Consider the following 14,927-nt stretch of genomic DNA (forward strand, 5'->3'; position numbering starts at 1 on the left):
GGCTCTTCATATTGTTGGACTCGCTTTTGTTTGGTTAATATGTAAAATAAAACCCGGCAGGTTTTTTTTAAAACCTGTCGGGTTGAAATTATCTCATTATCAAATTGACTAATTATCTAATTAATCTTTTCTCCATTTTTTAGTTTCTTCAAAAACATGTTCTAATATTGAAGCCTCGATTTCATCAAAATCAACATTACGTCTTCCCATTACCAGCTTTGCCGTTTCAAAAGCTTTTTTGGTTATATACGTAGTAAAACCTGCAGCGCCGCCCCAGGAAAAACTCGGAACAAAGTTTCTGGGAAAGCCAGATCCGAAAATATTAGCACTTACGCCTACTACAGTTCCTGTATTAAACATCGTATTGATTCCGCATTTACTGTGGTCACCCATCATTAAGCCGCAAAACTGAAGTCCTGTTTTAGCAAAACCTTCTGTTTCATAACTCCACAATTTTACTTCTTCGTAGTTATTTTTCAGGTTTGAGTTATTACTGTCAGCCCCAATATTACACCATTCGCCTAAAACTGAATCTCCAAGAAACCCGTCATGACCTTTGTTTGAATTAGCAAACAGAACAGAATTTTTAACCTCTCCCCCTATTCTTGATCCCGGGCCAACTGTCGTTGCTCCGTAAACTTTTGCATTTAGTTTTACCTGTGCATTTTCGCACAACGCAAAAGGACCGCGAATTACGGTTCCTTCCATGATCTCGGTATTCTTACCTATATATATAGGACCGTTTGATGCATTTAGGGTTACAAATTCTAATTTTGCCCCTTCTTCAATAAAAATATTTTCCGGCGCAATTGTGTTTACACTTTTAGGAATTGGCTGTGATTTTCTGTCTTCGGTCAGGTAAGCAAAGTCAGTACGAATAGCAGCGTCATTTTTTGAGAAAATATCCCAAGTATGCTCTATTGTCAAACATTCACCATTATATTGAATAATTTCATAGGTATCAAAATCAACTTCTTCCTGGTTTTCTGTTGTGAAAAAAGCAATTACATCTTCTCCTTTAAAAATTGCCTGATTGGCTTTTAAGTCAGAAACTAATTCTGCAAGCGCATCATTTGGCAAATACGCAGCATTTATCATTACGTTTTCTTCCATTTCTACCATTGGAAATTTAGCAGAAAGGTAATCCTCAGTAATAGTTGTTATAGTCGAACCTAAACGAGTTTCCCATTTTTGGCGAATCGTCATAATTCCGATTAAAATATCAGCCACGGGTCTGGTAAACGTAAAAGGTAATAGAGCATTCCGGACGGGACCGTCAAAAAGAATGTAATTCATAAAATTAATTTAATGTGTTAAAATTTGTTTGGTTACCGAGGCCAAAGTTACAAATATTTATGTGTTTCATTAATATATGTTTTTTCTCATAACCGCAAATTCATGATTTTTTATATCCTCTTAAATTTTATTTCATTTAGATTGCGATTATTTGGCTAAAGCCTATTTTAGGTTTGATTTTATAACCTTCAGATAAATCTGAAGGCAATTGAAAAAAAATAATGTTGTGGAAATAATCAATAACCAACATCTTTATATGTTGACAGCTTAGTTAAATTGTGAAGGCTTTAGCCAAATCTTCTCAATTCAATATGAAAAACATAGCCAGCGGTTTCAACCGCCGGGACGCAATATATTCCACAATCCTTATCCTTCGTCCCTGTTGTTTAAACCACAGGCAATATTTTAAAAAATCAGGTTTTTTATTTATTAATAATTTACAAAAAGAAAATTCGTGAATCTGTTGCTATTAAAAATACAGCATAAAAAAAGCCCTCCAAATTGGAAGGCTTTTATATAATTTTAAACCGCTATTATTTTTTAGCGTGTTTTGCATATTTAGTTTTGAATTTATCAATACGTCCTGCAGTATCGATAAGTTTAGATTTACCAGTATAAAAAGGGTGAGATGTTCTAGAAATCTCCATTTTTACAACTGGATACTCAACTCCGTCAACTTCAATTGTTTCTTTTGTATCTGCAGTAGATTTAGTGATAAAAACGTCATCATTTGACATGTCTTTAAATGCAACTAATCTGTAATTTTCTGGGTGAATTCCTTTTTTCATCTTTCTTTTTATTTATTGTTCAGAACATTTTTATTTTGAAGCTTTTTCATGGTTAGAAAAAGGTATAAACAAACGATGCTCTTTTTTGTTTAAAATTTTAATTAATTTTGAGTGTGCAAATTTACAATTCTTTTTTAATAAACAAATACTTAGCGTACTTTTTTTTAGTTAAATTCAAAAAGCTTTTTTTCTCCTTGATTATATTGGGAATTGCTATATTTGTGGATTAATTTTAAAACATATAGAAATATGATTAATGAAGTTATAAAAAGAAATGGTATTACCTATGGTGTAATGATTGGAATTACATCTGCTTTGTTTACTGCGACTATATATGCTATTGATTTAAACTTATTTACAGCTTGGTGGATGGGATTAATAGGTTTAGCTATAAATGTTACTATCAGCATCATTCTACTTTCTAAAACCAAGAAAGCCTTAAATGGTGTTTTTACTTTTAAGGAAGCTTTTACCACTTATTTTATAGCAGCTGTAATTGGTATTTTGATTTCTACTTCTTTTAATATCATTCTATTTAACGTTATTGATCCGGGCGCAAAAGATACTTTGAGCGAAATAATGATAAAATATACCGTAAACATGATGCAGAAATTTGGCGCTCCGGCTTCGTCTATTAACGAAGCAATTGCCAAAATGAAAGTAAGCAATCCTTATTCGACAATCGAATTGCTAAAAGGATCTGCTTTTGCTATTGTAATAAGTTCAATTTTCGGATTAATTTTCGCTGCGTTTTTTAAAAGCAAATCTACACAAGAATAAAATTTATAAATGAATCTATCTATACTTATACCGCTTCTAAACGAGGAGGAATCGCTTCAAGAACTCTACACATGGATTATTAAAGTGATGCAGTCTAACAATTACTCTTATGAAATCATTTTTGTAGATGATGGAAGTACGGATGATTCTTGGAATATTATTGAAAGTTTTTCTAACGAAAATCCAAATGTAAAAGGGATTCGTTTCATGAAGAATTTTGGAAAATCGCAGGCCCTGCATGCTGGTTTCGCAAAAGCAAAAGGTGATGTTATCATTACTATGGATGCCGATCTGCAGGATAGCCCGGATGAAATTCCTGAATTATACGAAATGATTACCAAAGAGAGGTTCGATTTGGTTTCGGGCTGGAAAAAGAAACGTTATGACTCTGTTGTAGCAAAAAATCTACCTTCAAAGTTATTTAACTGGGCTGCCAGAAAAACTTCTGGTGTTGAGCTGAATGATTTTAACTGCGGATTAAAAGCCTATAAAAATGCCGTTGTAAAAAACATTGAAGTTTCGGGCGAAATGCACCGATATATTCCGGTTTTGGCAAAAAACGCCGGTTTCAATAAAATTGGAGAAAAGGTAGTAATTCATCAGGCTCGTAAATATGGCGAAACTAAATTTGGAATGGATCGTTTTATAAACGGTTTTCTGGATTTGATTACAATTTGGTTTTTATCAAGATTTGGAAAAAGACCAATGCACTTATTTGGTTTATTGGGATCTATCATGTTTTTAATTGGGTTTTTACTTGCCTTGTATTTAGGAATCGACAAGTTATTTATTAACAAAACCAGCAGATTAATTACAGAAAGACCTCATTTTTATTTATCAATAACAGCAATGATTATAGGAACGCAGTTATTTTTAGCCGGCTTTTTGGGCGAAATTATTCTGCGTACCAAAAGCAACGAAGCACGTTATAAAATATCACGAGAGGTTAATTTTTAACGTAAAGCCCCAGCCATCAAGGAAACGGCATCTCCCAATTTAAAAAAACAAAGCTTTTTAGCTGTAGTTTTTATTAATCGGGAATAAAGCAGACAGCGGACACGAGCGAAAGTGAACTGACAAAATAATTGGTTCCTGAAAAATCTTATCTTTAATTTAGAACATTAAAAATACATTTAAAATGAATATTGCACCTAATATATTAAACGCAGTAAACGAATGGCTGACGCCAACATTTGATCAGGAAACGCAGGCAGCGGTAAAAGAATTAATGACTACTTCGCCAAAGGATCTTGAGGAAAGTTTTTATAAAAACCTTGAATTTGGAACCGGCGGTATGCGCGGCGTTATGGGCGTAGGAAACAACAGGATTAACAAATATACACTTGGAAAAAACACTCAGGGTTTATCTGATTATTTACATGAGGTTTTTCCAAACCAGCCTTTAAAAGTTGTTATTGCTTACGACTGCCGTCATAACAGTAATACTTTGGCAAAAGTGGTTGCTGATGTTTTTTCGGCAAACGGAATTCAGGTTTACTTATTCTCAGATTTAAGACCTACTCCAGAATTGTCTTTTGCACTTAAATATTTGGGATGCCAATGCGGAATTGTTCTTACGGCTTCGCATAACCCACCAGAATACAATGGATATAAAGTGTACTGGCAGGATGGCGGACAAATTGTTCCTCCACAAGACGCTGAAATCATTAACGTAATTGAAAACTTAGAGTACCATAAAATTAAGTTCAGCGCAAACGAAAGTTTAATTCAATATATTGATACTGAAATTGATAAAGCGTTTGTGAAATCGTCTATCGAAAACGCAGGTTTTAACACTCCGGCTGAAGCCAAAGATAATCTGCATATTGTTTTTACTTCACTGCACGGAACTTCTATAAAATCTATTCCTGATACTTTATCTCAGGCTGGATATAAAAATGTTCATATTGTACCGGAGCAGGCAGTCCCAGACGGAGATTTCCCAACTGTAAAATCTCCAAACCCAGAAGAACCTGAGGCCTTGACAATGGCTTTGGCCCTGGCAGACAAAACAAATTCTGATATCGTTGTGGGTACAGATCCTGACTGTGACCGTTTAGGTGTTGCGGTTAGAAACAACGACGGTAAAATGATTTTGCTTAACGGAAACCAAACGATGATTTTAATGACTTCTTTCCTTTTAAAACAATGGAAAAAAGCCGGAAAAATTAACGGTAAACAATTTGTAGGCTCAACTATTGTTTCGACTCCAATGATGATGGAACTAGCTACAAGCTATGGCGTTGAATGCAAAGTTGGATTAACAGGATTTAAATGGATCGCTAAAATGATCAAAGATTTTCCTGAACTTCAGTTTATTGGCGGAGGTGAAGAAAGTTTTGGTTTTATGGTTGGCGATGCTGTAAGAGACAAAGATGCCGTTGCTGCCACCTTATTAATATGCGAAGTTGCTGCTCAGGCAAAAGCTGCGGGAAGCTCTGTTTACAAAGAACTTTTACAACTTTATGTTGAAAATGGTTTCTACAAAGAATATTTAGTTTCACTGACTAAAAAAGGAATGGAAGGTTTACAGGAAATTAATCAGATGATGATTGATTTACGTGAAAATCCTCTGAAAGAAATCAACGGTCAGCGTGTAATTATGGTTGAAGATTATCAATCATCGACAGCATTGAATTTATTGACAAATGAAGTATCTGAAATGGATATTCCGAAATCGAATGTATTGATTTATTACACAGAAGACGGATCTAAAATTTGTGCAAGACCTAGTGGAACCGAACCTAAAATTAAATTCTACATCAGCGTAAATGCCGAATTAGAATCGGTTTTAGATTTTGATGCCGCCGAAAGTTTCTTAGACAAAAAAATACAGAATATCATTGCAGATATGCAATTGAAATAAAAAAACGAGTGATAAACTCTTTAAAATACCTATCACAGTTGAGCAGAGAATATCTGCTCAACTGATTAAATTTTGATATTTTAGGACTCTGGTTTACATTTAGAACAAATGCAAATCGGAGTTTTTTAATAAAAAAAAACTAAAAAAAAATTGAAAACAAACCAATTGGATTAATTTTGTGCAGTGAAAAAATCGCCAGAACAAATTAGTAGTTATAACAAAAAAAATATTGCTAAAAACTCGAAAGAGCATTGCCATAGCAGAAAATAATATTCAAAAATAAATGAGTAATTTCAAAAAAATAGTTCCTTTTATATATCCATATAAAAAATATGCGTTCTTAAACATCTTTTTCAATGTTTTGTATGCACTTTTCAGCACACTTTCGTTTGTAGCTTTAATACCAATGCTTCAGGTTTTATTTGATAAAACAAAGCAAAACACAGTAAAACCGGTATTTCACGGAATTATGAAAATCCAGCAATATGGCGAAGATTATTTAAGCTACTACATTACAACAACAAAAGGCACACACGAATCCGGGTATGTTTTATCCATTATGGTAGCCATTATAATTTCGATCTTTTTATTAAAAAACTTAGCCGATTATGCCGCTATGTTTTTTATCACTTTTTTACGAAATGGTGTTTTAAGAGATATGCGAAATGCGATGTACAAAAAAACACTCGAACTGCCTTTGGCTTTTTATTCTGAAAAAAGAAAGGGAGATGTAATTTCCAGAATTTCTGCCGATGTAAATGAGGTTCAGACTTCCTTTTTGGCCATCTTGGAGCTTATTGTAAAAGAGCCTCTTACTATTATTTTTACCATTGTTACAATGTTAATTATCAGCCCGAAATTAACTTTGTTTGTCTTTATATTTATTCCGGTTTCTGGTTATATTATTTCATTAATAGGGAAACAGCTTAAAAAACAATCGACAAAAGCACAGCAGGAACAAGGAACTTTTTTATCTACTATTGAAGAAACTATTGGCGGATTAAAAGTAGTTAAGGGTTATAACTCTGAAAATTATTTCAATAATGTTTTTCAAAACTCTACAGAACGTTTTTTTAATTTATCAAACAGTATTGGCAACCGTCAGAACTTAGCTTCGCCAGCCAGTGAATTTATGGGAATTACGGTAATTGCCGTTTTACTTTGGTACGGAGGTCAAATGGTTTTAATTGATAAAACTTTAGATGGTGCTGCTTTTATTGCTTACATGGGATTAGCTTATAATATTTTAACTCCTGCAAAGGCAATTTCTAAAGCTTCATACGGTGTAAAAAGAGGAAATGCCGCAGCAGAACGTGTTTTGGAAATTTTAGATCAGGATAACCCTATTACAAGCAAAGTTGATGCGATAGAAAAAACAACTTTTGATAGCGATATAAGCATTCAGCATATCAACTTTAAATATGAAAATGAAAATGTTTTAAAAGATTTTTCTCTTCAAATTAAAAAAGGACAAACTGTTGCTCTTGTTGGTCAATCAGGAAGTGGGAAAAGCACCATTGCGAATTTATTAACCCGCTTTTATGATGTAAGCGAAGGTTCAATTTCTATTGACAACATCAATATTAAAGATATGAACCTGCATTCGCTTCGCAGTTTAATGGGATTAGTTACTCAGGACAGTATTTTATTTAATGATACTATCAAAGCAAATATTGCATTAGGAAAATTAGACGCTGCAGATGATGAAATTATCGATGCACTTAAAATTGCCAATGCGTATGAGTTTGTTAAAGATTTACCTTTAGGAATTTATACAAACATTGGAGACAGCGGAAACAAACTTTCAGGCGGGCAAAAACAACGTTTATCTATTGCTAGAGCGGTATTGAAAAATCCGCCGATTATGATCCTGGATGAGGCAACATCAGCATTAGATACTGAAAGCGAAAAATTTGTTCAGGTTGCGCTTGAAAACATGATGCAGAACAGGACTTCGATTGTAATTGCACACCGACTTTCGACTATTCAAAAAGCAGATGTTATTGTAGTAATGCAAAAAGGAAAAATCGTTGAACAGGGAACTCACGATCAATTAATTGCACACAACGGAACTTACAATAAACTGGTTACCATGCAGTCTTTCGAATCTTAAGACTTATACATAATAACCAAACAATCTACACAGATTAAGGAAATATTAAAACTCAGTTTAATTTCTTTAATCTGTGTTTTATTTTATAACTTTAGGTAGTAAAGATTAAAATCAAACCGTTGGGCGTAATACATAAAAAAATAATAATTAAACACATAGAGACATAGATCTTATGTTTTTGAAAAAAGTAAATCAAAAAGAAACTTGTTTCTCACACATAGCTATGTGTTGTTAATACAAGTGAAACGCCTTTCTTATGTTCAATAATTCTATGTTTCTATGTGTTAAAAATAATTACACCCAACGGGTTAAAATCATTTAATTCTTATGGAAAATGTATCTTAACAACCCCAACATAAAACTGCCGGCCGATCCTAATACTATTGTCTGGAAATATCTTGACCTATCTAAATTTCTTGATTTACTGCTTTCTAAAAAACTATTCATGTCGCGATCTGACAAGTTTGAAGATCAATATGAAGGTACTTTTAGTGAGCCGACTTATGAAGAGATTAAAAAACTTGCCGTTGACAATCCCGACTTTTTAAATTATTACAAAACGCATCGCGAGCAGGTTGCTGTAAGCAGCTGGCATATTAACGAATACGAATCGTTTGCAATGTGGCAGATTTTTACCCAAAACAGCGAAGGTTTAGCAATTCAGTCTACAATTGGAAGACTGCAAAAAGCTTTAAAGCCTGAGAATAATTTTGATCAGTATATTGGCGAAGTAAATTACATTGATTATAAAAAAGAATATATTCCGTTTGAAGATTTATTCTTTCCTTTTTTATTCAAAAGAAAAAGTTTTCAATACGAACGCGAAGTACGTATTCTTACCGACACTTCAAAAAGTGACATCAAACTAAACGACGGATTAAAAATTAATGTTGATATCAATCAATTAATTGAGAAAATATACATTCACCCAAAATCTGAAAACTGGTATAAAAAACTGGTAATCGAATTGGTAGAACGCTTAGACTTTGGTTTTGAAATTGAAAAATCGGATTTAGAAAGCGATATATTGATCTAAAGATACTACGGTTCTGAGATGCTAAGGTTCTAAGTTTTTTTTGCCACAGATTACACAGATTAAAAGGATTATTAGTTTAAAAAGAAAAGCATTTAAAAATTAAGATTTAATTTTTAAATGCTTTTCTTTTATATTTCAGAATTAAAAAAAATCCTTTTAATCTGTGTAATCTGTGGCTAAACCCTTTAAATAGGCTTGTAGCTCTTCACTTCCCATTTTTTAAAAGCTAAGTCGATATAATTGTAATGCAGTACATCGTTTTTATCGAACTGACCATTTTGGTTCGTATCTTCAATAGTTCTAAAATACAAACGGTTTTTAGATTCAATCAAACTCCAGTCTACCAATTCCTGAAGATCTGCTGAAACTTTTGTAAAATTCTCTCCACTGATATTACTTAAATATAAAGTTTTGATGTCACTGGTATCAATTTTACCATCTTTGTTGGTATCAGAATCTGTTAAAGTGTATACCATAACTTTATTTTTAGTTTTATCTGCAACCGTTTTTAAATACGTTGCTGTTAAAATCAAAACAGGTTTATCTGATAAAGCATGAATCGAATCTGAATCTGTTTTTTGAAATTTCAAGTTTTGTAAATATCCCGTAATTTCATATTCGCCTAAGTTAGAGATTGTAAAACTTACATCGTTTACACTTGAAGATCCATAACGTGCTTTTGAACCTTTTTCAAAAACCCTTAAATCCCCAATCGGATGAATTAAATAATCTGTTCCTTCCATCTGAATAGGCAGATCAGCAACTTCAATCTGAGTCGAATCTGTTTTCGTAACACTTACTTTATTTGACACATCGTAACTTACTTTTGGTTTTTTAACTTCTTCACGACAGCTAATTAACGTTCCAACAATTGCTAAGGCTATATATTTAAAGTACTTTCTCATCGACAAATTATATTCAATTATCAAATATACTATTTTTGATTGTAATTTTCGATTTTATTGAATTTTACTGGACAAATTCAGAAGTTACAATCTCGCATTAAGCTTTATATTAAAAACTCTGGAAGTCATATAATTTGGAATCGCATATTGATTTTTAGAATACACATCGCGAACCCAGGTATTTGTAATCGCATTTTGATTATTGAAAAGATTGAAAATTTCCAGTCCAATCGCTAATTCTTTGAAGTTTTTCAACCAGCTTGTTTTTGAACCCTGCGTACTGCTGTCTACAAAAACTTTAGCAAAACCAATATCAGCCCTTCTATAATCGTTTAATCTGTTTTGATATAAATACGGATCAGAATATGCTGGCGCGCCGCCTGACAAACCTGTATTATAAACTACATTAAGATAAACTTTTACACTTGGAATATTCGGCATATAATCCTGAAACAACATCGCAAATTTTAAACGCTGATCTGTCGGGCGGGCGATGTAACCTTTGTTTTCGTAGTTTTCTTCGGTTTTCAAATATCCAAAACTTACCCACGATTCCGTTCCCGGCACAAATTCTCCGTTTAACCTAAAATCAAGACCTTGAGCATATGCTTTAGCATTGTTATTGGCCACATATCGAATTCTAACATTATCTATCGAATAGACATTTACATCAGAAAGGGATTTATAATAAACCTCTGTCACCCATTTAAAAGGGCGATTCCACATTTTAAAATTATAATCATTTCCTAATACAACATGAACTGCTTCCTGCGCTTTTACATTTGGATTTACAACTCCGTCCAAATCACGAAGTTCTCTGTAAAATGGCGGCTGATGATATAATCCTCCTGAAATCCTGAAAACCATATCGTGATCCCAATCTGGTTTTATGGCAAACTGCGCACGCGGACTTACCACAAACTGATTTTTTCCTTCTTCTATGGCTCCTGAAACATTCCAGCTTTGAAAACGTGCTCCAATATGATACCAAATCTGGCTCGAACCCAGTTCAGACTGTTTGTTCCATTGTGCATAACCCGAAAATCTATTGATTGTATTAAAGTTCGTGGCTCGAATATCCTGATAAGGCAAAAGCGGGCCTGTATAAGGCGAATAAGGCTGATTATTTTTTGGCAGGATAACCAACGGCGGATTTATAGAAAACCCTGCTGAATCGATCATTTCCCACTCTACAATTCTGTCCCGGATTGATTCTCTGGTATATTTTAATCCAAATTCTAACTGACTTTCTTTCCAGTCTTTAAAACCTTTAATTTCAGCATTTGCGATTAAAGCATCTAAATCATTTCGGGCGTGATTTAACTGCGAACCAATTCCGCGTGTAAAATCAATTGTCGATGCATCTGTTGGGTTCTCAGCATCAACATTTCCTAAACGGTATTGTGCTAAAATATCAAAATGTTCTTTTTCTGTCGTATGAAATAAGGAACCGATAAACTTTAAAGTCAGCGAAGGCGAAACTTTGTAAGTTGTTTTAAAAGCCCCGAAATAAGTATCATATTGATCTTTTTCCTGGCCTTCATAATAAACCGCCAAAGCCATTGGCTGATCGATGGTTCCAAATTTGGTTTCGCGGGTTAAGGGCTGATACAAATATTTATTCTCCGAAATATTTCCTAAAAAGCTAACCTGCCATTTTTCAGAAATATCATAATTTATACTGGTTTGAATATCCGCAAAAGTTGGTGTATAATTTGTCTGTGTATCCTGGCTGTTTACTAATAAACTGTTATTTCGATAACGAACTCCGGTTACGGCCGACCATTTTTTATTTTTAGAAACTAAATCTACAGAAGCGCTTCCTCCTAAAAAACTTGCTTCGAGTGAAGCTCCAAACTGAGTTGGTTTTCTATAGGTAATATCTAAAACAGATGATAATTTATCTCCAAATTTTGCCTGAAATCCTCCAGCTGAGAAATCAACGTTCTGAACTAAATCTGTGTTGGTAAAACTCAATCCTTCCTGCTGACCTGAACGAATTAAAAACGGGCGATAAACTTCGACTTCGTTTACATACACTAAATTTTCGTCATAATTTCCGCCCCGAACGGCATATTGTGTGCTTAGTTCATTATTTGAATTTACGCCGGGAAGTGTTTTTAGAATATTTTCGATACCGGCATTTGCTCCCGGAATCTTTTTTATAGTGGCAGTTTCTATAGTCGTGATTCCCTGAACCCGTTTTTTATTTCGGGAAGAAACAAAAACTTCTCCCATTTGCTCCTGCGAATTATTCATTACAGGATTAAAAACAAAAACTTCATCCGGTTTTAAAGTAACCGTAAGGCTGATCATTTTTAACGAAATATGTGTAAAAATAATCGAGGCCTTTTTATTAGAAATTACATCAATTTCAAAAAAACCATTCGCATCTGACTGTGTATTATTTTTACCCGAAGTTATATTGACATTCGAAACAGGATGATTTTCATTATCTAAAATAATACCTTTTACATGAGCGTTTTGAGCAAATGAAATACAAGTAAAACTAAAACACAAGAAAAGTAAAGCGAATATTAACCTGTTTTTATTCAATGATTTGGGGTTTATTTTTGTTGACTTCTAAAAAAATGAGTTTCAAAGATAGTAGAATTTCCTACATTATCAACTACTTCAATTTTTAAAAAGTTTTCTCCTTCTGTCAAATATTGATCGTCAAAAATATGAGTAATTTTTCTATTTTTATTTTCATATTCAAATAAAACCCAGCTTCCGTTTAAATAACCTTTATACGATTTTATTCCAGATAGAGAATCACTAATTGTAAACTCAATTTTTTTCTGATCACTGATCCATTTTCCTTCAACAGGTTTTGCGATTTTTATAACCGGAGCAATGGTATCGAGAACTAAACCATACGTTCCCAATATTTTTGCTTTAGCGGTAAAAACATCCCCTTTTCTTGTAGTTCCGTTATAACTGGTACCTTTTCCGATGTAGAGTTTATCCTTCAAAGATTCCGGGTAAACGGTATCTTTTATCGTAATTGTAAAATTAGAATGTACCGGAACAGTATCATCATGAATATAAATTTTGTTGTTTTTTACATCAAAATTCAAATTGAAGTCATCGTAAAAAGTTCCGGCAGGAAAGAAAACAGACATATTATCTTTCTCAAAATTGGAATCTTTATTGTAACGAACAAAATATTTTGAAGTTACAGGTTCTGCCGGAACAAGCGGCGTTTCCAAATCATATTCAATTGGCACTGTAATCGAATTTGAATTTCCGAAATAATCCGAAACTTCAATTCTATAATTGGAAGTCAGATTTGGCACAGCCGAAATTATCCCTCTCAGCGAATCTGTTTTAATAATACTCAATGCAAAAGGCGTTTTCATAAAAAGTTTCTGCACGCGCTGGCTTGTCTTTTTATATCGCAGATAATCGATAAAAGCGTTGATGTAACGCATTTCATCAAACGAATAGGTATTGAATTGGTAATTATAATTTTGGTTTCCGTTTAAAAATGTTGAAACATTAAAAACCCCATTTTTATTAAAAGAAACATCATCAGTATCTGAGGCATTAATTCCAAAACCAATTTTTCCGTTTGTTTTTACTTTTGCTGCCAAATAAGTTCCATCTTTTTGAAGCGTCATGTTTACAAGCAATGGCTGTTTGGACTGGTTAACCGTTGCATTATACAATGGATACACATACAAACTCGATAATGTTGGCTTCTTAGTGTCTTTAATATTTTGGTCAAAGCCAAAGAATATCGGATTGATTACAAACTCCGTTTTGGTATCACGAATTTCAAAATGAAGATGCGGTCCTTCTGAAGATCCTGTATTTCCGGAAAGCGCAATTAACTGTCCTTTTGTAACCGGAAGCTCATCTGGTTTCAGGAGCATTTCAATTTCATAAGCCTTTTCTTTGTAGTGCGTCTTTTTTACATAATCCTGAATTGGCCCAACAGTTGTCTGTAGATGTCCGTAAACAGAAGTATACCCGTTTGGATGCGTGATGTAGATACATTTTCCGTTTCCAAAGGTCGAAATTTTAATCCTTGACACATAACCGTCAGCAATCGCATACACATTTAATCCTTCTTTTTGATTCGTTTTTAAGTCAAAACCTGCATGAAAATGATTGGGTCTTAACTCACCAAAATTCCCCGAAAGCTGCATTGGAACATCAAGAGGCGGTCGAAAATAATCTTTAGGATATTGTGTCTGGGCGAATAGAAAAGGGCTAAATAAAAAGGCAAGTATTAAAAATTTCATGAGTAACATTTTTGCTAAGGTAAAAAATTAACAGGTAAAAACCGAAGAAAAACTCACAAAAACACAATTGATTGAAATTCATTTATTTGTCTATTTTTAATGCAAAAAAATCGAGAAAAAATTGCATTAATAAAAAGGAATACTAACTTTGTATGATTAAGTAATGAAAAGGATTTATAATGAGTGTAATTGCCGAAATAATTGATACTCTTGAATATAAAGTCGAGAAGCTTTTTGAAAAATCAAAAAGCCTGGAGAAAAACAATCAGGATTTACGATTAGAATTAGACAAAGCCGTGCAAATTATCCAGAAACAATCTGAAGAAATGGAAGCTTTGAAAAAGCAATATGAAACACTTAAGATAGCCAATTCGTTGCTCGGCAGCGACAATAACAAGAGAGAGACAAAGCTTAAAATAAATTCATTAATTCGCGAAATTGATTACTGTATAGCACAACTATCAGATTAGAAAACATGGACGGAAAGCTTAGAATTAAAATATCAATTGCCGACCGCGTTTACCCATTAACGGTTGAACCGGCTCAGGAAGAAGGCCTTAGAAGCGCCTCAAAAAAAATTGATGCTATGATCAAGCAATTCGAAGAAAGTTACGCAGTTCGCGACAAACAAGATGTACTAGCCATGTGCGCACTGCAGTTTGCATCGCAGGTGGAACAAAAACAAATTGACAACGCAATCGATGGCGAAGAAACTATCGAAAGAATTAAAAGATTAAATTTGCTTTTAGATCAATATCTCGAAAATTAAACGTTCTTTACATAAACTAAGATACTGCCTACATTAGTTCACAATTGGTAAACTCAACACTAACAATTTAGAATGAGCAAATCGTCGCTACTATAGTATGCCCAGCTTTGACCGGGAAACTTGA

Annotated in this window: 12 protein-coding genes; 7 read left to right on the forward strand and 5 right to left on the reverse strand. The window is 33.5% G+C overall.

The genetic code is table 11. From position 1 onward, the window contains the following. Positions 1–120: 120 nt before the first annotated feature. Positions 121–1,296 carry a GlmU family protein gene (locus AABD74_RS00615; RefSeq protein ID WP_406844387.1) on the reverse strand — a complete coding sequence of 392 codons (1,176 nt, stop codon included), beginning with the start codon at positions 1,294–1,296 and terminating at the stop codon, positions 121–123. 533 nt (positions 1,297–1,829) lie between these two features. After that, a complete protein-coding gene (locus AABD74_RS00620) occupies positions 1,830–2,084 on the reverse strand; it encodes a type B 50S ribosomal protein L31 (RefSeq protein WP_011921626.1) in 255 nt (84 codons plus the stop codon). A gap of 249 nt (positions 2,085–2,333) precedes the next feature. On the opposite strand from AABD74_RS00620, the gene AABD74_RS00625 reads away from it, so the two are divergent. From AABD74_RS00625 to AABD74_RS00645, 5 genes are all read left to right on the forward strand, one after another. Then, the gene (locus AABD74_RS00625) at positions 2,334–2,864 is read left to right on the forward strand and encodes a DUF4199 domain-containing protein (RefSeq protein ID WP_232682663.1); all 531 of its coding nucleotides are present in this window, start codon (positions 2,334–2,336) and stop codon (positions 2,862–2,864) included. A gap of 9 nt (positions 2,865–2,873) precedes the next feature. Then, entirely contained in the window at positions 2,874–3,821 is a 948-nt protein-coding gene (locus AABD74_RS00630) for a glycosyltransferase family 2 protein (RefSeq protein ID WP_232682664.1), read from the forward strand. 181 nt (positions 3,822–4,002) lie between these two features. Next, entirely contained in the window at positions 4,003–5,730 is a 1,728-nt protein-coding gene (locus tag AABD74_RS00635; RefSeq protein WP_232682665.1) for a phospho-sugar mutase, read from the forward strand. 283 nt (positions 5,731–6,013) lie between these two features. Then, positions 6,014–7,843: an ABC transporter ATP-binding protein gene (locus AABD74_RS00640; protein ID WP_232682666.1), complete on the forward strand. Its 1,830-nt coding sequence runs from the start codon at positions 6,014–6,016 to the stop codon at positions 7,841–7,843. A 334-nt stretch (positions 7,844–8,177) separates the two neighbouring features. After that, the gene (locus AABD74_RS00645) at positions 8,178–8,879 is read left to right on the forward strand and encodes a DUF2971 domain-containing protein (protein ID WP_232682667.1); all 702 of its coding nucleotides are present in this window, start codon (positions 8,178–8,180) and stop codon (positions 8,877–8,879) included. A 185-nt stretch (positions 8,880–9,064) separates the two neighbouring features. Here the strand turns inward: AABD74_RS00645 and AABD74_RS00650 are convergent, their stop codons facing one another. The 3 genes from AABD74_RS00650 to AABD74_RS00660 form a co-directional block, all read right to left on the reverse strand. Further along, positions 9,065–9,784, reverse strand: a complete 720-nt coding sequence (locus AABD74_RS00650) for a hypothetical protein (RefSeq protein ID WP_406844388.1) — start codon at positions 9,782–9,784, stop codon at positions 9,065–9,067. Positions 9,785–9,868: 84 nt separating this feature from the next. Continuing rightward, positions 9,869–12,340: a carboxypeptidase-like regulatory domain-containing protein gene (locus tag AABD74_RS00655; RefSeq protein WP_406844389.1), complete on the reverse strand. Its 2,472-nt coding sequence runs from the start codon at positions 12,338–12,340 to the stop codon at positions 9,869–9,871. 11 nt (positions 12,341–12,351) lie between these two features. Beyond that, positions 12,352–14,034, reverse strand: a complete 1,683-nt coding sequence (locus AABD74_RS00660) for a M23 family metallopeptidase (protein WP_406844390.1) — start codon at positions 14,032–14,034, stop codon at positions 12,352–12,354. Positions 14,035–14,213: 179 nt separating this feature from the next. Here AABD74_RS00660 and AABD74_RS00665 point away from each other — a divergent pair, with 179 nt between their 5' ends. Beyond that, on the forward strand, positions 14,214–14,504 hold the full coding sequence (locus tag AABD74_RS00665; protein WP_232682671.1) for a hypothetical protein: 291 nt from the start codon (positions 14,214–14,216) through the stop codon (positions 14,502–14,504). Between the two features lie 5 nt (positions 14,505–14,509). Continuing rightward, a complete protein-coding gene (locus tag AABD74_RS00670; RefSeq protein ID WP_057124075.1) occupies positions 14,510–14,803 on the forward strand; it encodes a cell division protein ZapA in 294 nt (97 codons plus the stop codon). The last annotated feature ends 124 nt before the right edge of the window (positions 14,804–14,927 follow it).

It is taken from the genome of Flavobacterium soyae (assembly GCF_045348165.1).
Taxonomy (GTDB): Bacteria; Bacteroidota; Bacteroidia; order Flavobacteriales; family Flavobacteriaceae; genus Flavobacterium; species Flavobacterium soyae.